Here is a 22,812-nt window from a genome sequence, read left to right on the forward strand (position 1 = left end):
GGCAGTTTTACCAAAAACGGGCTTAAAACGCCTTTCCATGAAATTTACTTTTTCACCTGAGCCTGCGGCTGGCTATTCCCGTGATGGGCTTTAGTAAAAACTGTACCTCATAAGAAGCATAGGGAAGGCGGTACTTTTCAAGTGGCCAGGAACGCCAGCTGTCCACTCCACCCACACCCATCTGAGCGGCATCAATGTTGAGCTGGGTCTGGGGCCTTGGCTTCAACTCACCGGCGTGCCGCTGCTGTTTCTCATCGCCGTCATCCAGGTCCTGATCAAAGTAATGCAGGGCACTGATGCTGAGCGGCGTCTCTGCCATGACCAGCAGGCCGTTACCGGTACCATTGGTGACTTTGTACCACCGGATATCAGTCTTGTTCCCGGTTTCCTGCGGACGGACGTAAGGGAAATACTGCTCCGCCACGGTCTGCCTATACACGCCCAGGTGCGCACTGAAATTCCGGTCCTGGTAATTCTCATGTGGACCACGGCCATAGAACTCCACAGCATTGAAGCCTGCCGGCAGAATCCACTGCATCCCGAAACGGGGCATCATGGCTATTTTCTTGGTGGTATCTGCTTGCAAGTGCTGCCGCACCAGGATCTCTCCGGCACTGTTCACCCGGTACTGCAGGTGTAGTTGCCCAGACACCTCCGGGAGCGTATACACGGCCTCTACCGTCGCCACGTTATCTTTTACCGACGACGTCAGCTTTTGCAGTTTCGCCTGCTGCGGAGCTTTCTTCCAGGCTTTCAGTTTGGTTTGGAGCCCAGCCCCGTAGTCATTGTCATTGGGGGCGCGCCAGAAATTGCTTTTTAGGGTAGCCCCGGCCTCCAGGTAAGATTTGCCGTTGACCACGTACTGGTTTAACCAGCCAGTTTGCTTGTCAAAACCAATGGAGCCAGAGGCCAGGGGAATGGTAAGCGCACTGGCAGATTCTAGCACCTGCATGGCTACCTTTCCTTTTATAGCCAACTGCTGCGGAGCTTTCTTGCGCAGCGTCAATTGCTCTGTGGCAATGACATGACCGGCAGGTACCAGGGGTTCTGCGTTCTTCAGTTTATAGGTAAGATTCAGGAAGGCTTCACCAGAGGCGGGCAGTTTCACCGGAACTTTCACCTGGGCTGTTTTCTGGGGCCCTACCTCCAGAGTAGCTATCACCCCTGCTTTCTTTTTCACCCCCTCTACCACTAGTTCCCACTCCAGCTTTACGTTTTCTAGCCCGGTAAAAAGTTTCTCATTGTAAACGGCAATGGTAGTGGGGTTCACCAAGGTGGAATGAATGTCTTGGTACACCTTTTTCATCTCCCAGGCATGCGGATACGGCTGGCGGTTGGCATAGAAGATTCCGTTGCAGAGAAAATTCTTGTCTGAGGGCACGCCTCTGTCTTTGGGGCCGTAGTCGCCACCGTAGGTATAAATGGTGTCACCGGCGGCGTTCACCTCCTGAAAGGCCTGGTCCACGAAATCCCAGATAAAACCGCCTTGAAAGGCGTGCTTGTTCTCCCGGATCAACTGCCAGTAGTCCGTGAAATTACCCAGGGAATTACCCATGGCATGCGCATATTCACACATGATGAAGGGCCGTGCGGGCGTGGGATTGGCTTTGGCGTAGGCGGCCATTCCTTCGGGCGTGGGGTACATGGGCACGATGATATCAGAGTTCCACTCCCAGGTAAACGTCTTGTAATCGGCTACAGCCCGCTCGTACTGGACCGGACGGCTGGTATCGCGGGCTTTCATCCAGAGATAGGATTGGTAGAAGTTATACCCGTTTCCGGCCTCATTTCCCATACTCCACACAATAATGGAGGGGTGGTTCTTGTCGCGCTCCATCATGCGTTGTACCCGCATGAGGTGTGCCCCTACCCAGGAAGGTTTATTGGCGATTGTTTTGGTGATGTCATAGCCCATGCCATGGGTCTCTATATTGGCTTCGTCTACCACATAAAGGCCGTACTCATCACAGAGTTCGTACCAGTACTCATCATTGGGGTAATGGCTGGTGCGCACCGCGTTGATGTTGAACTGCTTCATGAGCTTGATGTCCCGCAGCATGGCTTCTTTGGAGATGGTCTGCCCGGTGATGGGGTCGGTTTCATGACGGTTCACGCCTTTCACCAGCACAGCTTTGCCGTTCACCAGCAGTTTCCCGCCTTTGATCTCCACCTCCCTAAAACCTACCCGCTGCGGGATGATCTCGGTAACAGCCCCTTTTTCGTCTTTCAGCCGGATGATGGCGTGGTACAAATTTGGGGTTTCGGCGGACCACAGTTTGGGAGCCGACACGGCCAGGTCAAAGACCGCAGAATCTGAGATAAGGGGAATCTGCTGCTGTTTGATGAGTCTCTTGCCGTCTAATAATTGAAAATCGGCAGAGATAGGTTGTGTAGGTTTCTGATTCAGCTTGAGTTTCACCCGGAGCGAGGCATTTTTATAGGCATCGTCCAAATCAGGGGTTAGCTCCACATCATACAGGTGCACCGGGTTCCGGGCCAACAGGTAACAGTCCCGCGTAATGCCGCTGATGCGCCACATGTCCTGGTCTTCAAGGTAGGTGCCGTCACACCAGCGCATGAGCTTGAGGACAATCAGGTTCTTGCCGGGCTTGAGGTAAGACGTGACGTCAAAATCAGAGGGTAATTTGCTGTCTTCGCCATACCCCACGTAGGTACCGTTCACCCACACCGCCAGGTTGGATTTGGCGGCCCCAATGTGCAGCACCACCTGCTTACCTTTCCAGTTCTGGGGCAAGGTAATCTCGCGGCGATATACGGCGGTGGGGTTTTCCTGCATGGGTACCACCGGCGGATTGGGTTGCATGAGGTAGGTAAACTCAAACCCTGCGCTGGAGTAGATAGGAAAGCCGTAGCCGTTCACCTCCCAGTTACCCGGTACTGGAAAAGTCTTCCATTGGCTGTCATTGAAATCAGAGGCCTCAAAGCGCGCCGGCAGATCAGCCGGGTTCTCCACCCATTTGAATTTCCAGTCGCCGTTCAGGCTCAGGTAATTGGCAGATTTCTTCCAGTCCATTTTCTGCAAGGCCGCCTCAGATTCATACACCTCATAGGAACTACGCATGGGCATGCGGTTTTCTTCATTGCGGCGCTCATCCAGCCACATAGGCACCTGCGCCTGCGCGCCTGACAAGCCGACAAGCAGGACAAGTGGGACTATTCTTTTGAAAAAGATGAGAATCAAGGAAAGGGAAAAGGGAGCAAACATATACACAGGTGAAAGTACTGGGGCTTTAAATTTAGTTATTGGGATTAAATGGAGTAAAAGGTGGTCTTCTTAAGCACTTAAAGGGGCATATTCTTCGTTCTTTCTTCCTTTAACCCAAGAGCCTACCAAGATCAGGAAGGCTTACCTGCCGCCCGGTGGGCAATACTGCTTTAGGTAATTGGTGAACAAGGTAGCCAGGTGCGTAGAGGTGCCCTCTCCTTCTGAGATGCTGTGCGAGCGGTTGGGGTATGGCATCATCTGAAACTGCTTGTTGTGTTTGATCAACTCGTTCATGAGCTGCTCGGCGTTGTTGTAATGCACGTTGTCATCACCGGTGCCATGGATGTAAAGCAGGTTGCCTTTCAGGTTTTTGGCGTGGGTGATGGGCGATCCATTCACAAAATCCTCCAGGGTTTCCTGCGGCAGTCCCATGTACCGTTCCTGGTAGATGTTGTCATAGGTTAGCTGGTTGGCCACTGCGGCCACTGAGATGCCGGTTTTGTAGATCTGCGGGTACTGGAACAGCAGGTTCAATGTGGCCGAGCCGCCGCCGCTCCAGCCCCAAACCGCCACCCGGGAAGTATCCAGGAAAGGCTGTTTCAGAATCTCCTGGGCCGCCATCGCCTGGTCCTTGATGTTCAGGACGCCTACTTTACGGTAAATGCTTTTGCGCCAGTCCCTGCCCTTCGGACCGGGCGTGCCCCGGTTATCCACGGACACGTACACGTACCCATCCTGGGCCATGTTGCCCTTGTACAGGTTGTTCATGCCGGTGCCGTAGGTGTCCAGCACCGTCTGGCCGGCGGGTTCAGTATAGACCTGAAACACCACGGGGTATTTTTTCTTCGGGTCAAAATTGGTGGGCTTGACTATCCAGGCATCCATCTCCACGCCTTCAGAGGTTTTCACCTTGAAGAACTCCACCGGCGAACTGGCTTTGTTGAATTGAGCCAAAGCCTGCTCAACCGCGCTGGTGCCGCCCAGGGCTTTATGGTCTGGTAGAGAAATGGATTCTGAGGCGTGTCTGGTGTAATGGTTAGAGAAACTGTGGAAGGCAAATTTGGCGTTGGGCGACATGGTGTATTGGTGCGTGCCCGGCTGCGAGGCAGGGGAAAGACGCTCCAGCTTGCCTTTTCCGTTCAGTTTTACGCGGTACAGGTATTTCTGCGTGGCATTCTCCGGCGAAGCCATCACATATACGTAGCCCTCTGGCTCGTTTACGTTTACAATGGACATCACGTCATAATTGCCTTTGGTGATCAGGGATTCCTTTTTGCCGTCTCGGCTCACGCGGTACAGGTGGCGCCAGCCGTCTTTCTCGCTCGCCCACAGAAACTCTTTTCCGTTGCTGAGCCAGTCCCAGCCGCCATTGTTGTAGTTGCTGTCCCAGGTAGAGATCACATCAATCCAGGCCTGGTCTTTCTCGGTGTGGATGTTGGTGGCTTTGCCCGAAGTGGCGTTGCAGAGAAATAACCTACTCTCATTCTGCTTGCGGTTCAATTGCTGCAGGATAACCTCATTGGCATTGGCGGCCCATTCCATGCGGGGCACGTAATTCTGGCGAGGGTCACCGGGAATGTCCATCCATTTGGTAGCGCCGGCAGCCACGTCAATTACCCCAATTTTATAAGGCGAAGGGGCTTCTCCCGCTGAGGGATATTCTACCGGCAACACTTTGGAATACACGCCATCAGTTAGGTTGAACATGAAGTAATCTTTCACGTCTGAGGCGTCTATCTGCCAGAAGGCGATCTTCTTGCTATCCGGGCTCCACCGGAAGCCGTCGCGGCAGGCGAATTCCTCTTCATAAGCCCAGTCAAAGGTGCCGTTGATGCGTTTGCGGGTGCCGTCTGTGGTGAGTTGTTTTACCTGATTCGAGGCAAGGTCCTCCGCGTATATGTTGTTCTCACTCACGTAGGCCACCTGCTGGCCGTCTGGCGAGAACTTGGCAAACATCAAGGAGGAAACTGGCCGCCCCGCACCTAATTGCTGCAGTTTTTTGGTCTGCCGGTCATACACCCAGTAGTCGCCGCGGGTGTGGTAACGCCAGACTTTCTGGGTGTTGGTAAACAGCAGCACTTTCTGCTCATCTTCTGAAAGGGCGAAACTACGCACCCGCAGAGGTCCGGTTTTCCCCGCGGGCACCAATTGATCTTTTGCCAGCAATACCTTTTTGGTTTTACCGGGAAAGGTGTAAGCAGTGAGGCTTCCCTCTTCTGGCACCACGTACGTATTTCCAGATTTTAGCCAGTAAACGCCCCCTCGCTGCTGCGCATACACACGCAGGCACAACACCAGAAGTAAAATCAAAAAGAGGGAAATCTGTTTCCCTACAGCACTACTAAACCTATTCATATCTCTATCAGGTGATTTGCCTGCAGTATCGTGTATTTATTAAGAGCTTCAAAGTCTCCAGATTAGACAAACTTTTGTTTTAAGCCTATTTTCCGAAAAACGTGCTTAAAACATCTTACTGAAAATCAGGTCTTTGCCAATTAGTGAACCGAAACCAAAGGGATCCATGGTCCTTTTTTAAGGTCGGAACCCTGTAAATAATGAATTGGCTTGACTAAGCTCTTTCTTGGAAGGTCTTTCCTAAAGGGCCAGGCTTAAAAGGGGAACCTGGATTCACTGTGTCTAATCACCGCAAGCTGTGGCTCTATCTGTAAGGCTGGTATAGTCAATAACAAACCGAATAAGGCCTTGTAAGGCTGGCCAGCACCAAAAAACAGGTGTCCTTTTTAGGCTGCCATTCTAAAGCCCAAAAGCGGGATGATTCTTCTCCCAAAAGATTAATTCTTATGAGTTTCAGGTTCTTTGCTAATAAAGCAGGTTTACTTTTACTGATGGGCGCTTCTCTTTCCTGCGTTGCACAAAAAGGAAGGAGCCCAGGAGAGACCGTGGTCATTACCCTTGACGCCCGCCAAAAGGCCCAGAACATAGATAATTTCGGTGCCTCGGGGTGCTGGTATGCAGAAGGCATTGGCAAACATTGGCCCCAGGAGAAAAAAGAGCGCATAGCCCAGCTGCTGTTCAGCAGGGAAATGGATAAGCAAGGTTCTCCCAAAGGAATTGGGTTGTCTACCTGGCGGTTTAACATTGGCGGTGGCACTACCGAACAAGGTGACAGCAGTGGGATCAAGGACGAACACCGGCGGGTAGAAAGCTTCCTGCGGCCAGACGGCACCTATGACTGGAGCAAGCAAGCCGGCTATGTCTGGTTTATGCGGAAGGCGAAACAATATGGCGTGGAAAAACTGATCGCTTTCTCCAATACGCCCCCCGTGCAGTTCACCCAGAACAAGCTGGGCTTTAAAACGGAGAAAGATTTCAGCTCTAACTTAAAAGCAAACCAATACGGGGCCTTCGCCGATTTTCTGACGGAGGTAACCCGCCATTTTGCGCAGGAAGGCCTACCGTTTGACTACCTAAGCCCCGTCAACGAACCGCAATGGGACTGGGCCGGCAAAATGGGCGAGGCAAAACAGGAAGGCAGCCCCTGGCGCAATGACGAGATCTATAAGTTGGTGCAATCCTTGAACGCCTCCCTGGAGCAAAAACAGCTTGCCACTAAAATACTCTTGCCCGAAGCGGCCATGCTCACCTATTTGTACGGCGGTTCAGGAAACAGTGCCCACCAGGTGCCGCAATTCTTTGACTCCAAAAGTCCCTATTACATGGGCAAGTTCAGCCACGTGCCCAAGCTGGCGGCCGGGCACAGTTATTTCACAGACGCCGGAGACAGCGCCATCCTAGCAGTTAGAAACAGAGTAGCAGAAACGGCCAGGAAACACGGGGTGGACTTCTGGCAAACAGAGTACTCCATGCTCGGCGATGGCTTTAAAGAGGGAGCCGCCGGCCGGCGCAGTGCCATGGACTGCGGGCTTTTCCTGGCCAAGCTCATTCACCTGGACCTTACGGTGGCCAACGCCACTGCCTGGCAGTACTGGAATGCCTTTGAGCCCGGTAACGCAGATTTTAACACCCGGTATTATCTTATTTCCTTACAACCCAACGCTACCCATACCGACGGCACTTTTCAGGATACTAAAAATCTTTGGGCCCTGGGCCATTACAGCCGCTTTATACGCCCCGGCATGCACCGCCTGCAGGTGGGCAGGAGCGACAAGCATACCTCCCTTGAAGAAGCCCAGAAGTTAATGGTCTCGGCTTACGCCGATGAAAAAGGACAAACCGTGCTGGTGGCCATCAATTACACCAACGAGGAGCAAAATCTAAAGCTTGATGTAAAGAGCATTACCAAAGCCAGATCCTACAGAAGTTATCTAACCACGGCAGAAAAGGACCACAACATGAAAGCGCTTCCGGCCCGGAAGGTCATAGAAGGGGTTCACTTACCCGCCCGGTCTATAACCACCGTAGTTTTTGAGAAGCGTAGCAAATTTTAGAATTGGAATTTTGGAGAGTTAAGGCCCTTTAGAAAACAAGGGTCCTAATCCAAGGAAGGGATTAGAGGTTTTCTGTTTTGGGGCAGTTTTCTGAAAAACGGCCCCAAAACAGAAAGAGTAGTTTTCTTCTACTTTGGCCTTAATTTATTGCGTGAGCATGTGCCTTGTGCAACTTAACTTTCTGTTTTCAAGACCAAGGAATCCAGTTTTAGGATGAATACTTTGGAAATAAAAGGAATGGGTAGGGTATTATTTTGGGAGGAATATTATCTCTTCTTAGTTAAAGGTTTGACACCCTTTGTGGTCATGACAATCCTTTTGATGGTTCCATCACGGTTATACTCCAGGCGGTCTATGCAAACTGAGCGGCTATAACTGTTACCATTCTCCTGAATGCCGCCGTTGTGGTAAAAGAAATACCACTGCTTTTTAAATTCCACAATACCTTGGTGGTTGGTGTTGCTGTTCCCCGCAATCTCATTCAGGATTCCTTTATACTGGTAAGGCCCCTCAATTTTCTCTGCCATGGCATATTCTATTTTCTCGGGGAACCCGGAGGCATAGGACAGGTAGTATTTTCCTTTGTACTTGTGTACCCAAGGAGCTTCTGTAAACTTAAAATCCGGGAAGGTTACTCTTTTGATTTCCCCGTCAATCTCTATCATGTTCTTTTTGAGTTTGGCGTAATAACACTCCCGGTTACCCCAGAAAATCCAGGCCTGGCCATCATCATCTATAAACACGGCGGGGTCTATGGTAGCCCAGGAATGCTTGGAGGCAAAACTGTCTTTGTTGGTCAATAATGGTTTCCCCAAGGCGTCCTTGAAGGGCCCTTCCGGACGGTCAGCAACCGCTACCCCAATCCCTGACCAATTGGTGCTGATGTACCAATAATATTTTCCGTCCCGTTCTATTACATGGCCGGCAAACGCGTCTCCGCTTTTCGCCCAGGTAAAATCCGTTATTTTCAAGGGCACAGGGTACTCTTGCCAGGTTTTCAGGTCGGTGGTAGAGTACACCAGCCAGTCCTTCATTTTATATCCTTTCTGTCCGCCTTCAAAGTCATGTCCGGCGTAAAGCCACAGCGTGTCTCCTTTTACCATTGGTGCAGGGTCGGCGGTGAATTTATCAGTGATAATGGGGTTCCCTTGGGCCACTAAAAGACCCGGTTTTGCCTGCGGAGATTGGGCCCTAACTTCCACCATTACCAGCTGGCAAAAGGCTATCAAAAATAATAGGGGACTACTTTTCTTCATTTCTTTAAGGTATTCAAATTAATCCTACTTCTTCTCAACCAGGGTAAAGCCATACCTACCCTTGATCAAAAGAACGGTATTCGGGCTATGGCAAATCTCCTCTTCCTCTTTCTTTGCGGCTTACCGCTTCACTGGCTTTATTCCTTCATGGGTGGGCATGACAGGCTTTATGGAACCGTCTTGGTTAAACTCCATCTTATCAATGCACACTTCCCGGTTAAAGCCTGCGGCCTGCCCCATGGTGATTCCTTTAGGATAGTTGAACCGGTGGTAGACGATGTACCACTCGTCTTTGCCAGGCACCTGAATCACAGAATTATGACCGGTGCCATATATACCCATGGCTGGGTTCTTGGCAAGGATCAGGTTGCTGGCCGGAACGGTCAGATTGCCCAAGGGGGAGGTAGCCGTGCCATACCGAACCCGGTAATTTTCGCTCCGGGTGTCGTCTTCAGACCAAAGGAAGTAATAGGTGCCCTTCCTGAAAAGCACATGGGTTCCTTCCCTGAAGGTTTTGTCCGGGGTGAGCAGCTTGAGGGTTTCAGGCTTTAAAGACACCATGTCTTCGTTCAGCTCGGCCCCGGCCATATAGCCGTTCCCCCAGTACAGGTAGCTTTTACCCGTTTGGGGGTCAGTGAACACATCTGGGTCAATTTGCTGGCCTCCTTTCGCCCCTGCCGGAAGTTTATCTATCAGTGGCTTGCCTGTATCCACAAAAGGACCGGTAGGATGGTCTGCCACCGCCACCCCAATTTTCTGGGCCGCCGTGAAATAGTAGAAATATTTGTACTGACCATTCACCTTCTTCTCCATGATGGCCGGCGCCCAGGCATTCCGTTTTCCCCAACTCACGTCTTTCGGCAAATCCAGAATCACTCCTTCATCTTTCCAGTCTACCAGATCACTGGAAGAAAAGGCTTTGAAATACGTACCAGACCAGCTATTGAAACCATCAGAGGTAGGATACAGGTAATATTTGCCTGTTTTCTCAGAGTATATAATATCCGGATCTGCATAGAATCCCTCCAGTACGGGATTATGGTCTTCACGGGCCATCACCGTAAAGGTTTGGGGTTGCTGGCCCTTCATCTCCACAGTATAGTTTACTCCTCCTTTGGTAAAATCAGCTGCAGAACGGGAAACCTTTACGCCTGGAAACGTGACGAACTTGGGGTTGAATGATCGTAGGTTGGTGCCAAGTTTTACTGGCAGGTACAAGGTCTTTTTAGCGGAGTCAAGAGCGATGTTCGTCTTCTTCAATTCTGTTGCCTGCGCAGACAACAGTACATCTTCTGCCTTCATCCACTTGCTGACCAGTGCCTCAGATTCCTTGGCCGTGATGGGGATGACGGTGCCGTGGCGCGGATGGAAGTTCATGGAAACATCTTGGTCTACCACGGTAAAGTTCTGCAGGTCGGTGGTTTTGGTGAACTGGTACTTGCCTTTGGTGTACACGTCATACATCAGGATATAGCCGGGCTCATGGATCAGCTTGAAAACCCCTGCCCCTTCCACCGGGTCTTTGGTCTGCTGCACATAACGATCCTGCAACACATACCCTCCGGTCAACTTATCTGAAACGGCAATCTTAATGCCGGAGCCCTGCCCCTCGGTTTTAAAAAACAGGTGGTATTTACCATCTTTCAACACAATATCCCCATCTATGGCCGCACCATTGGTAGGACTTACATAAAGCTGTTTGGGCTCGCTCTCCAGGTCAGTGAAATCTTTGTTGGCGTAGGCGTAGTAGATTTTGTCTGGGTCCTCGCTGTGTTTCATGGAGAAGTAAACCATGTACTTCTTGGCCGTAGGGTCATATATGGTCTGTGGTGCCCATACACGCAACAGCTTTTCGTTCCCCGGAAACCGTTTCTGGATGTTGACCACGCTGGAGGTCCAGTTCACCAAGTCAGTGGATTTAAGTAAGACCATGGCCCGGTTAGAGCTCCAGCCGTTAGCAGACACCATATCTGTCACCACCATGTAAAAAGTCTTTCCATCTGCCCCGCGCAGAATATGCGGGTCACGCACGCCCCCGGTAGAACTAATCTGGGCAGACGGAATAATGGGTTGGTTACCATTCAAGGCCCTGTAGTTATACCCATCTGTACTTAATGCAAACCTGATAGCTTCTTCCTGTTTGCTATTTCCGGTAAAGTAAGTAAACAGGTAGGCACTGTACTTCTCTGATGATCTGCTGTTTCTATTAACAGAGGCCTCTGCTGAGGATTTTGCCATCTGCTGAGAACAGGAAGAAACCAACAGGCTTAGGATGGTAAAAAGGCCTACGTATCCTTTTATTAAATCTTTGGCAAGCGGTGTATACATACGTTCTGGAAGGCCTATAGGGACCCTTGTTAAATATCACTGGTTTAGAGAATAGAGCCCCTATGGTTTCTATTTGGACACCCTAAGTAAACTTTGTCTTGAATTCTCTTCCCCCCGGTTTCGGTTACTTTTAAAAAGTAAGAGGCTGCCCGCAAAAACGGGCAGCCTCTTTTAGGACTTATACTCAGGTATCAACTTTTACTCCAGCACCAGTGATTTGGTAGAAACAAAGCTTCCCACCTGAACCTTCACGCTGTATATCCCTTTTTTAACCGTCTGTAACCGGAAGCTTTTCTGATACTGCAAGGTGTTTTTAGTTTCAGATACATTGGTCACTAGATTTCCGAGGTTATCATAAATTTGGATGCTTACCGAGCCCATTTGCGCTGAGCTGATGCGTACCTGAAAATCTCCCTGACTTGGGTTCGGGAAGATGATCACCGCCTCATTTTCATCAGAAGCATTGCCAAAGGCGTTGCGGTTGGTCACTACATCATTCTCACTGGCCCCGGACCAGTTTCCGGCTGCGTCACGCGCTTTGAGCGTAAATATATAGGTATCATTCCCCAAGGGGTATTCCGTGGTAAAGGAAGTACCAATCACCAATGCAGCATTCACTTTGGCGCCGTTCAGGAACACGTCATACCCGGTTACTCCTACATCATCTGTAGAGGCTTGCCAGATCAACTCTACCGCCCGTCTTTCTTTTTTCAGGGAAGTTAGACTGGTAGGAATGGAGGGCGGCGTGGTGTCTACTACCAGGAACTCCTGAGACACGGCAGCTGCCGGAAGGTACTTTTCATTCCCCGGCTGGGTGGCTGAAATAACTGTGGTTCCTACCCCTACCAGGTGCACCTTACCGTTCACAATGGTGGCTACTGCCGTATTGGAGCTGGAGAAGCTTAAGGGAAGTTCTGAAGAGACGGTGGCCGCCACAAAATCAGTCTCGCCAAAGCTTCTGGTGGTGGAAGAAGTGAACGTAATAGTTTGCTCCCGCTTGCTCACTACCAGGTCCTGGGTAAGATCTTCGGCCGGCGCGTAGATGTCATTGCCCGCCTGGCTAGCCGTGATCGTGGTCTCGCCGGCGCCCACTACCTGTATCAGCCCGTTTTCAACCACCGCTACTGCAGGATTAGAGCTGGCATAATTGACAGTGAGTCTGGAAGAAGCCGTTGCTCCTGCGTCAAAAGCGGCATCCCCTACCAGCTTTGGCGCAAGTGGCTGGAAGGTCAGCTTCTGTGCTACTCTGAGTTCTTTGTTTTCAAACAACTCCTGCACCTGGGAAGCGGTAATGGCGTGGTTGTAGATTCTGAAATCATCATAGGCCTGGTCACTGTAGGGGTCTGTGGCCCACTGTGATTTGCCTAGATAATTGGAAGCAGTGATACCCAAGTCTGAGGGCTTGACATTGGCAGTGCTATCGGTAAAGACAACCTGGCCGTTCAAGTAAAGCTTAAACGTAGATCCCTGCTGTGACAAGGTCACGTGCGCCCATTGGTTCAATGGTATAACACAAGGGATGATCTTATCATAGTTCTTCCCATTGTCTGACCGGATGATTTTGTACCGAACAGTGGTAGCATCATTCCTTGGCACAAACATCATATAGGTGCCAGTTCCTGACCCGAAATCAAACAAGCGGGTATTGTTTCCCTGATTGGAAGGAAGTTTAACCCACGCCGCAATAGTGAAATCGTTTAGCTCACTCACTACTCCCTCCTCTAATTGCAGGAAAGAACCTGTGGCCTTTACCAGGTTGACGGCGCTCCCGTTATTCTGGCCGGCGGCCCAGGTGGCGCCATCCTTCAGGGCGGCGTGGTATCCTCCCCAGGCGTCATAGGCTTTACTTCCACTGTTCTCCTCAAAAGAAATACGGAGGTGGTGCCCTGGCAACGGACTTCCAGAGAGGACAACTGATTCAGGGCTTCGTCCTTCCTCATTATGGGCTACAACTTTATAGAAATAGGTGAATCCATTTTGGCTGTTTTGATCTACAAACCTAGGTTCCTCCAGATCTGTGGCAACCGCCGTGTAAGCACCTGTTTCTGCTTCAGAACGAAGAACGTCATACCTGGCATTGTACTTCAAATCCCAGGTTAAGGTAACCTTTGAGTCTCCAGCTGAAATTCTAAGGTTTTTAACTACTGTTGGCACCTTCTCCACCAAGTTCTTATACAAGGTTACTTCTGCTTGTGACAGTAGCAGCCAATGTTGCGCGGTGGCGTCATTTCTGTTGATGAACGCGACTGCGCTGGTAGAGGTATTGTCCGTGGCCGCAAGGCAAAGCGGGTTCAGTTTTGCCTCCGGGCGCAGGATAGAGAAGGCTTCCGCGGTAAAGGCGTCTCCTTCTTCTCCAATCTCAGTTTTATACCGCACTCCCAGTAACTGGAAAGCGTTGGAGGAAGCAGGCGTTGCAACGGAAGTAAGTTTAATGCCATTTACTCCGGTAGCCTGGTAGGTAAAATAGTGACCAGTGGCTGCGTTCTGGATCTGGTAATAACCCGTGGCTGGAACGAATTTAATGTACCAGGCAGCACTATCAGAGGCTAACGCGACCGAAGGTTTTACGGCTTTGTTGATGAGCTGTCCGGCTGCGTCTTCCACCAGGAAAGCGGCGCCCAATCCCATTTTCTCATCCCTGGATTTAATGTAGTACTTCTCCCCATCCTTAGATTTAAAAGTATAGGAAGGGGTGGCAAAGCCACCGGTGGGGGGCAGACCGTCTTCTCCAAGCGCCTGATGGATCAAGGCATTGCCAATGTAGAGCAACTCACTGCCGGTATCCTCGTTCGCCCCATTGATTCCGTAGGGCCACATATGCACCGCATCCCCTTTCATCACTTCCGTAGGATTATTCTCTAAGAACTGCACCACCTTGTTCGCCCGCTCGCCCAACCATGTTCCTCTGGTACCTTCGGCTCTGAGTGGAGAGTTAGGGCCATACCACATGCTGTGCTGCCCTACCCCTATGGTGTGCCCCATTTCATGAAGGGCAGTACCGGTTCTCTGATAGCTGGCGTTTGCCCCAAATTGCATGTACCCACCATAACTGGCTTCGGCGGTAGGTGTACCGGCATTGTAGTTCACAGACAAACGGTGCCCCTGTATGCTGGTCAGGTTATTGAAATATGAAACCGCCGATTCCATGGCAGCCGCTATGCGCGGATGATTTGCCCCGCTATTCAGCACACTGGCGTTTAATTGGTAGGTTACAGTCCCTTTAGGGATGGTCACTACTTTAAGGACATCACCATAACCAACCGTATAGGTTTTTGAGATAGCGTAGGCCCGCATATAGTACACCGTACCTGGCTGCAGGTCTTCTAATCGGTAAATGAATCCATTGTTGGAGAAATATTTGGTAGTTCTGTTGTCTGCAATGGTAGGCTCGGGGTTCGTGCTCCAGCAGAACCCATGCTCCAACAGGTCCCCTACGGGCACGGAGATGGTGCTGCGGCCAAAAGCCATGGTGGCCCCACGCGCGAAATTTGGGTTGGTGGTGACCACAGGCGCTGGCCCAGTGGCATTGGCTAACCGATAGGCAAATACGGCGCCGTTCACTTCCGTCACCCCGTTCTTCAGCTCCGCAGATGTGGCGTCAAGGTTATTGGCCAGGGTCTGGTTTTTCTGAACAATCGCTAGAAGAAGGTTGGCGTCTTTGCCGCTGCCATCTCCCAGAACACCAGTTGCGTTGTCAATTACCGCCTGCAACTCACTATAAGCGCCAATAGACGCATTGGCAGCCCCAATTGCCTTTTGCAGTTGCAAAACAACGTCCGCTATTTCCTCTCCAATAGTAGCGTTGGTGATAGCCTGGTCCGCTGAAGTACTGGCACTGATTAGTCCTGCCCGTACGGGGTTCTGCATTTTTTCACCCAGCAAAACACTGGCAGAATCTTTCAGGGTTTGCAAGGTGGTTTTCATGGAGGCTACACTAAAACCGGTGTAGACCAATCTAAAATTATCAATGGCCGCCCAGTTGCCCTGTGAACCCAGCGTCTTAAACCCTATGGTAGCCGACCCATCCAGCACCATAAAGTTCACAGCATAATCTTTTCTATCAGTTACCTGGGTTTGGGCATCCTTGGCAAAGACAAAGGCACCGGGTTTCCCGGTTGATGCCTGGAGATGGTGCGCGGCTACTGTGAGCGTATAATTCCCGTTGGGCAGCCCAGTTACCATCTGGCTTATGGTAACATCGGGTAAAGGGGCGGCACTTACCCATCTCTCCAGATACGTAGTGCCATTTTTAAATGTCCCAAAACTGGTATTGGTTTGCGTAAACAGCCCGTTGTTGGTCCAGCCGGTGGTAGAATTCTCAAAGCTTGGGTTGACAATGGATTGGGTCATTTCCACCGGATCACCAGGATTCAGGCTCAGCTCAGGGGCATAGGCCCCCTCTGCATAGGTGGCCGAACTGATTTCCATATTGACCTCTCCATTGGGATAGTTTTTCCCGAAGAGGAACCTTGGCGAAGCATCCAATTTCTTTACGGCCAGGTCACTGATGGTGAACAAGCCCCAGTCACCAGTAAAGGTCAAATAATATTTTCCGGCCTCCTGGCTGGTAAACACAAAGTTATCTCTCTTTAAGGTTGCCGTTCCGGTGGTATTCAATACCTGGGAGGCAAGGCGGTCAGCGGCGGAGGTGGTCTTGCCTATCCCTACCCGCATGGAAGTTCCGCCAGTAGAATTTGACCAATACGCGTGCAGCAACGAGAAATTATAAGTGGTGTTCGCCTCCAGGGTAACCGGGTAACTGTACACGGTATTCCTGGTGGCCTCAGAATCCCACCGGATAAACATGACGCGGCCAAAGTAGGTCTGCCCATCCAACGTATGGCGGTTGGTGGTCTGGTTTACATCAATGTACCTCACCCCGCTGGTAGAATTAGCGGTGTTGAACAAGGTAGTGTTGGAAGACCCGGTATACGCCCACCCGTAGTCACTGGGCCGACCGGTGTTATTAGGAGCAATACCCGCCCAGTTAGGAATAAGGGTGGAGCCCACGGTGGGGAGGCCAGCCTCTACGCCGCCAACCAGGTCTCTGATGGTAGCTACCGGCTGGGTTTGAAGGAATACCCCATTCTGATAAATGTGCGCTGCCCCGTTCTGGACCGCCACCCGAATGGTTTGGTTTTTCCCGGCACTCGCGGTGGCCAATTGGCTGGCGGATGTGAGGGCGGAGGTCCATTTAAGGGTGGAGGCATCTAAGGATAACCTGAATCCCTGGGCCTTTGCATTACGGGCCTCCAGGTCCAGTCCTCGGCCGGTGGCAGAATTAACTTTTGCCACTACCTCCAGGGTGTAGTTCTCCCCTATAGAATAGGGCCTGATTACGGTGTCTGCTTGTGTGGGATTGGAGAAAACCCTCCCAGAGAGGAGGTTGCTATTAAGCACTCCCTTTTTGGGCAAATTGGGGGCTTGAGCCGCTGACTCTATCCTGCAAAAACAGGTTAGAGCGAGTAAGAAAAGTAAAAATTTACTCATTTGTTTGGCTTTAGGTGATTAAAAAAAATGGAGGAACAATTGAAGCTGGTGGCTTGTGGCAAAATGAAATGTCTCCTTTCTGTTTTGGAGGTGTTTTTTGAAAAACACCTCCAAAACGGCTGCGGCTAATTTTACCCGGGAAACAGCATGAGAAAGAGGTAAGGTGATTTAAAATTTTCCTTTCGCAGCTTTTTCAAAGACTATAACTAGAAGAGCTTCAGCAATTTGTTTTTAGACACCGGTTTCCATATTTTTTTAATCAAGAATAAGTTGGCTTTTGAGAATCTCACCTAATGCGAAAGGAAGTATCATGCAAACTCCTCACTTTTTACAAGTTGAAGTGAGGTCTCCAGGTTTGGCTTTGTTCTGTGATTTGGGCAAGACAAAAAAAAGAGGCTGCCTGAAACACAGGCAACCTCTTTTCAGAAATTATGCTCAACTAAAATTACTCAAGCAACAGCGTCTTAATAGAAACGAAGCTTCCTACCTGAACCTTCACGCTGTACAGACCTCTCTTAACGTTCATCAATCGGAAGCCTTTTTGGTATTTCAGCAAGTCTTTCATCTCTGATGTACTGGTCACCAAAGCGCCGAAGCTATCATAGATGTGAATCTGAACCGCCCCCATTTCCTGGGTACTGATCCGGACCTGGAATTCCCCCTGGCTTGGGTTAGGGAAGATGATCACCGTCTCCGTATCAGAAGCGCCGTTGCCAAAGGCATTTCGGTTAGAAGCTACATCATTCCCGCTGGCTTCAGACCAGTTGCCGGCGGCATCGCGGGCCTTTACCGTAAACACATTGGTAGTATTGCCCACGGGCAGTTCAGTGACGTAGGACGTTCCTGTTATCAACTCAGAGTTTGCTTTGGTGCCGTTCAAGTACACGTCATAGCCTGTAACCCCTACGTTGTCAGTAGCAGCTTGCCAGATGAGTTCCACTGAATGCTTTTCCCCTTTCAGGGAAGTTAGACCGGTAGGCGCGGTAGGCGGCGTAGTATCCAGCACCGTATATACCTTAGAAACGGCAGTTGCCGGAAGATAGGTCTCATTCCCGGCCTGGGTGGCTGTAATGGTGGTAGTCCCTACCCCCACTAACCGCACCTTCCCACCCATGATGGTGGCTACCGCTTCATTGGAGCTGGTATAGGTGATAGCAAGCCCTGAAGAAGCCGTGGCGGCATCAAAGTCAGCCTCACCCAGACTTCTGGTAGTGGCCCCGCTGAAGGAAATGGTCTGCTCCCGTTTCTCTACCCGTAATTCCTGAGTCTTTTCTGGGGCGGCGGCATAGGTATCATTCCCTGGCTGGCTCGCCATGATGATACTCACCCCTGCTCCTACCACTTTTATCAACCCATTCTCTACCACTGCCACGGCGGCGTTGGAGCTGGTATAGTTCACCGCAAGACCAGAGGATGCCGTTGCCCCGGCGTTGAAGGGGGCATCACCTACCAGTTTGGAAGGCAAGGCCGAAAATTGAATGCTCTGCGGGCTCTTCAATTCTTTCCCATCCACCAGGTCTTGTACCTGGGCATCAGAAATGGCGAAGCTATAGATCCTGAAATCATCATAGGTATGGTCACTGTAAGGATCACTGGGCCACTGTGACCTCCCCAGATAATTATTGGTAGTTACGCCTAAATCTGAGGGCTTCACCGTTGCATTGTTGTCCGTGAATACTAGTTGGCCGTTCACATAGAATTTGAACGTGGTCCCTTTTTGCGTGATAGACGCGTGCACCCACTCATTCACCGGGAAAGTATATGGGATATTGAGGTCATAGTTTCCACCGGGGTACGTGATTTTGTACCGCACGCTGGTCCCGTTTTTAGGAACCAGAATCATATAGGTACCTGTACCAGACCCAAAGTCAAAGACCCGGGTATTGTTGCCTTGGTTGGCAGGAAGCTTAATCCAGGTGGCAATGGAAAAATCATTCAGGGTACTGACCACGCCATCTGGCAACTCCACAAAGGCGTTGGTGGTCTTGGTGAGGGCTACCGCCCCCGGTTGTCCGTCTTTGCCCGCGGCCCAGGCGGCCCCGTTGGTGAGGGTGCCATGGTAGCCGCCCCAAGCGTCTGCCGCCAAGGCTCCAGTATTGTCATTGAAGCTGAGGTGCAGGTGCTGGCCAAACAAGGGGGTAGCGCTTAACACCTGCGTCTCCGGACTTCTACCCGCTGCGTTATGGGCCACCACTTTATAGAAGTAGCTTCTGTTGTTAGCCACCTGGTTATCTACAAACCGCAGGGTATCCACCTCAGAGGCAATAATTTCATACACTCCTGCCTCCGTCTCAGATCTGGCTATTTCATACTTCGCGTCATGCTGGAAATCCCAGGTGAGGGTTACTTTGGAGTCACCAGACGCAATGCGCGGGGCCAGGACCTGCGCGGGCGCCACCAATTCATTGGTTTTGAGCTGTAAAACCGTAGAGCCTTTACTCTCACCGGCCGAGTTAAGCGCCGTTACCTGGTAATAGTAAGTGGTATTGGGAGCCAGGTTTTCCTCTTGGTGGGTAAATAGGGTTGTTTTGGCCAATATGGTTTCAAAAGGCCCCGCCTCCTGGGTGGCTCTCTTCAGGTTGTACGAGCGGGCGTTAGGGGCAGCATTCCATTTCACTTTCAGAATGGTGGCAGAAACCACTTCGCCGGTCAGGCTGGTTGGGGGCACCGGCACGGTATCGCGCACCACGTCAAGGACCGCAGAATAAGTAAACTTATCTTTGGCTGTATTGAACGCTTTGAGCCTATATGAAGCCTTGTCATAGACATCATCTACAAAAGAAAGGGTGCCGTAGGGGGTATACTCCGTCTTCTCAAAGACAGGTACAAAATCTGGGTCTTTGCCATTGACCTTTCTTTCCAGCACATAAGCAGAGCCAAACTCTCCGTTGTAGTCCTTCCAGGTGAGGGTGACCTTTGAATAATCGTTGCTGTTGATGGCACTGCTGATAGGCGGCCCCACCAATTTCCAGGTATGCTGGAATTCCCCTTTTTTACTGAAGGCAAAGTTGGATTTGTTGGCAGCGTAATACTTACCGGCGGGCGTGAGCGTATCTCCCAGCACCAGGGCCCGCTTGTCCTGCACCCAGTCATAAAGGGCGTAGCGCTCCACAAAAGAGGCGGTATCCAGTACCTGCAGAATCCCTTTCAGGTCATTCAACTGCTTTTCAAACTGGCTTTTCTGGTCTGCGGGCCAGGTTTCTGTGGTCCAATTGGCCCCGTTGTTCCATTCCGTGATCCAGAGGGGGCGCTTACCCATGGTGTTGTACACACTGAGCAGACGATCATACCATTGCCGAGGGGTCATGCCGCCCCAGTAGCAATGGATGGCCACAAAGTCTACCCGGTAGTTTAATTCTTCCGCTTTTTTCAGGAAAGGAGGCAGCCACCCGTTAAAGGGATCAGAGGGAGCCGGGGAACCCAGGCGAAGCCCAGATTTCATCATGTCTGGCCATTGGGCCAAGGCCTGGTCTACAGTCATGTTGGCCTGGTCTGGCCGGTCTGGCTCATTGTTGCCCAGCAGGTGATTTACATTCTTCTTGGAGTTCAGCTCATTCCAGCCGGGCCAACCTGCATTCTGCCGGATAATGGCATAGTCATAGTTAGCGGCCGCATTGCCCCCCACATTCCAGTCATAATACCAGGTGGAATTTACTTTATCCGGTGACCAGCCCGCCTTTCCTTTTTTGCTGACCCAGTCCCAACGCATCACTCTGATAAAGGACACGGTTCCATCTAGGCCTTCAGGCATGGTATTGATGATCAGGTCGTCGTCATTGGCAATGAACACGCGGCTGAACCCAGAGCCGTCTGCGTTGCTCGCCAGGGTGGCCATGTAGCCTTTGCGCAGCTTAAATGATTTGATGGCATTGTTGAATTCGCCCAATGCCGTATGGTACGTATCAATGGCGTACTTTCTGGATTCTCCTGCCAGGTTGGGCTGTAAAAACACCTCCAGCGCTTCTTTGGAGGTAAGGTTGCCGTTAGGGATCACCACCGTGCCATTCTTATAGATGGCCACGCGCACATTGGAATTGTTTACCGCTGGGGCACCGTTCACTTTTACGTGCTGCAGCCAATTGGACAAAACCACCGCCGGCCGCACGTTATCAAAATACAGCCACGCGTTGTCAGAGGCCAAGTCCACAGACGAGTTTACAAACGGGGTCACGTCTGCGGTGAAGTGCAGCTCTGTTTTGCCTGAGACAATGAAATTGGTATTGAACGTGGTGGCGTAAGAAACCGAAGGGCCAGCCACGGAAACCTCCTGCCGGGGGCCGGCCACTATCGCCACTGGGGCATAGGCGCCGTCTTCATACGTCACTTCCTTGATCTCCAGGTCTACTGCCCCGTCTGGGTAGTTCTTCCCGAAGACGAACCTTGGGGCAAGATCCAGTTTTTTCAGGGACAATTCAGCAATGGAGAACAAAGCCCAGTCGCCGGTGAACGTCAGGTAATATTTGCCGGCCTCCTGGGTGGTAAACACAAAATTATCACGCTTTAAAGCCGCTGTTCCGGTGGTGTTGATCGCCTGGGAAGCAAGGCGGTCGCCTGCGGCGGTGGTTTTGCCTATCCCTACCCGCATAGACCTGCCACCAGTGGAATTTGACCAGTAGGCGTGCAGCAGCGAGAAACTGTAGGTAGTATTCGCCTCCAGGGTTACCGGATAACTGTAGACCGTATTCTTGATGGCATCGTTGTCCCACCGGATAAACATGACGCGGCCGAAATAGGTCTGGCCGTCCAGCGTATGGCGGTTAACGGTTTGGTTTACATCTATGTACCTCACCCCGCTGCCGGAGTTAGCGGTATTGAACAAGGTAGTGTTAGTAGTACCGGTATAGGCCCAACCGTAGTCACTGGGCCGGCCGGTATTGTTAGGGGCAATGCCCGCCCAATTAGAGACATAGGATGGCCCCGTGGTGGCGGTGGCTACTTCCACCCCACCGGCTATGTCTTTGATAGTGGCCAGAGGCTGGGTCTGAAGGTAAGTACCATTCTGGTAAATGTGCGCCGACCCGTTTTGGACCGCCACCCGGATGGTGTGCTCCTGCCCGGCCCCGGAAGCCGACAAGGGACTGACCGCGGACAAGGAAGAAGTCCAGTTAAGGGAGGCGGCATCCAGCGAGAGCCGGAACCCTTGGGCTTTCCCGTTGCGGGCCTCCAGGTCAAGGCCCCGGCCGGTGGCGGCATTCACTTGCGCCTTTACCTCCAGCGTATAGGTATCGCCTATCTCCTGGGGTTTCACCACCGTGTCCACGGCAGTGGGGTTGGAGAATGTTTTCCCGGTAAGCAGGGTTTTGCTTAGCGCCCCTTTGGTAGGGAGACTGGGGCTTTGCGCCGCTACCTCTAGCCTACTAAAGCAGAGGATAGCCAGCCAGAACAGTAAATTTTTTTTCATGCAATAGGGGTTTATAGAATAAAAAAATAAAACTCTACTTCTGTAAGCGGTCCTGCCTAAAGGCTCCTGCACCATGACTGTCCCTGGAACGCCTTTCAAACTGAACCTTACATCTGCTGTCAGGCAATTCTCATTCATAGAGAAGCCCCGGAATTGAAAATGCCTGGGCACCACTGGTCACCCATTTTCTGGGTGGCTGCCGCGGATTATAACTAGAAGAGCTTCAAGGATTTATTTTTAGACAAAAAAAATATCTTTTGTCTCGGAAATGATTTTCACTGATTTTACCAGCGGGTTGATCGGCTTATCTGAAAGCGTTGACCTGGAAGAAGGGCGATTAAAATAGCTTTCCGTTTTGAGCCTGTTTTCGGGAAAACAGGCTCAAAACGGAAAGCCAGGGCAAGCGCGGGTGCAGACTCTTTCCCAGAAAAGTAAACCGGTACAAACTTTCTAAAAAGGGATAAGCAGACTGTACAGCACAATCGTATTTAGAAATTGGCCTTCCTAAAGTGTGGCCGCGCAACTCAGAGAAACACCTAACTCCTTGCCCATCCAGCAGCGGTTCTATTGAGCTGCCAAAGGCGGCTTCCCATTTCTCCTTATGGCCAGCCTTCTGTTTTGAGCCCGTTTTCCCGAAAACAGGCCCAAAACAGATTTCCTTTTTACAATTTGTCCAAAAAGCGGTCAGGTAGACTCTAAAGG

7 protein-coding genes are annotated in these 22,812 nt (G+C 51.1%); 1 reads left to right on the plus strand and 6 read right to left on the minus strand.

Going from position 1 to position 22,812, the window contains the following annotated elements; all coding sequences use genetic code 11:
- Positions 1–52: 52 nt before the first annotated feature.
- On the minus strand, positions 53–3,226 hold the full coding sequence (lacZ, locus tag ACYVJQ_RS12685; RefSeq protein ID WP_460893449.1) for a beta-galactosidase, LacZ type: 3,174 nt from the start codon (positions 3,224–3,226) through the stop codon (positions 53–55).
- Between the two features lie 141 nt (positions 3,227–3,367).
- Positions 3,368–5,581, minus strand: coding sequence for a S9 family peptidase (locus ACYVJQ_RS12690; protein WP_460893450.1), 2,214 nt, complete (start codon positions 5,579–5,581; stop codon positions 3,368–3,370).
- A gap of 545 nt (positions 5,582–6,126) precedes the next feature.
- Here ACYVJQ_RS12690 and ACYVJQ_RS12695 point away from each other — a divergent pair.
- Positions 6,127–7,635 (plus strand): glycoside hydrolase, encoded by a 1,509-nt coding sequence (locus ACYVJQ_RS12695; RefSeq protein ID WP_460893451.1) that lies wholly within the window; start codon positions 6,127–6,129, stop codon positions 7,633–7,635.
- 266 nt (positions 7,636–7,901) lie between these two features.
- On the opposite strand, the gene ACYVJQ_RS12700 is transcribed toward ACYVJQ_RS12695, so the two are convergent.
- The 4 genes from ACYVJQ_RS12700 to ACYVJQ_RS12715 form a co-directional block, all read right to left on the minus strand.
- Positions 7,902–8,891, minus strand: a complete 990-nt coding sequence (locus ACYVJQ_RS12700; protein WP_460893452.1) for a glycoside hydrolase family 43 protein — start codon at positions 8,889–8,891, stop codon at positions 7,902–7,904.
- A 120-nt stretch (positions 8,892–9,011) separates the two neighbouring features.
- The gene (locus tag ACYVJQ_RS12705; RefSeq protein WP_460893453.1) at positions 9,012–11,129 is read right to left on the minus strand and encodes a family 43 glycosylhydrolase; all 2,118 of its coding nucleotides are present in this window, start codon (positions 11,127–11,129) and stop codon (positions 9,012–9,014) included.
- 288 nt (positions 11,130–11,417) lie between these two features.
- Positions 11,418–16,619: a LamG-like jellyroll fold domain-containing protein gene (locus ACYVJQ_RS12710; RefSeq protein ID WP_460893454.1), complete on the minus strand. Its 5,202-nt coding sequence runs from the start codon at positions 16,617–16,619 to the stop codon at positions 11,418–11,420.
- Positions 16,620–17,154: 535 nt separating this feature from the next.
- Positions 17,155–22,110 carry a glycosyl hydrolase gene (locus tag ACYVJQ_RS12715; protein ID WP_460893455.1) on the minus strand — a complete coding sequence of 1,652 codons (4,956 nt, stop codon included), beginning with the start codon at positions 22,108–22,110 and terminating at the stop codon, positions 17,155–17,157.
- Positions 22,111–22,812: the final 702 nt, after the last annotated feature.

The sequence above is a fragment of the Rufibacter soli genome, from assembly GCF_054781795.1.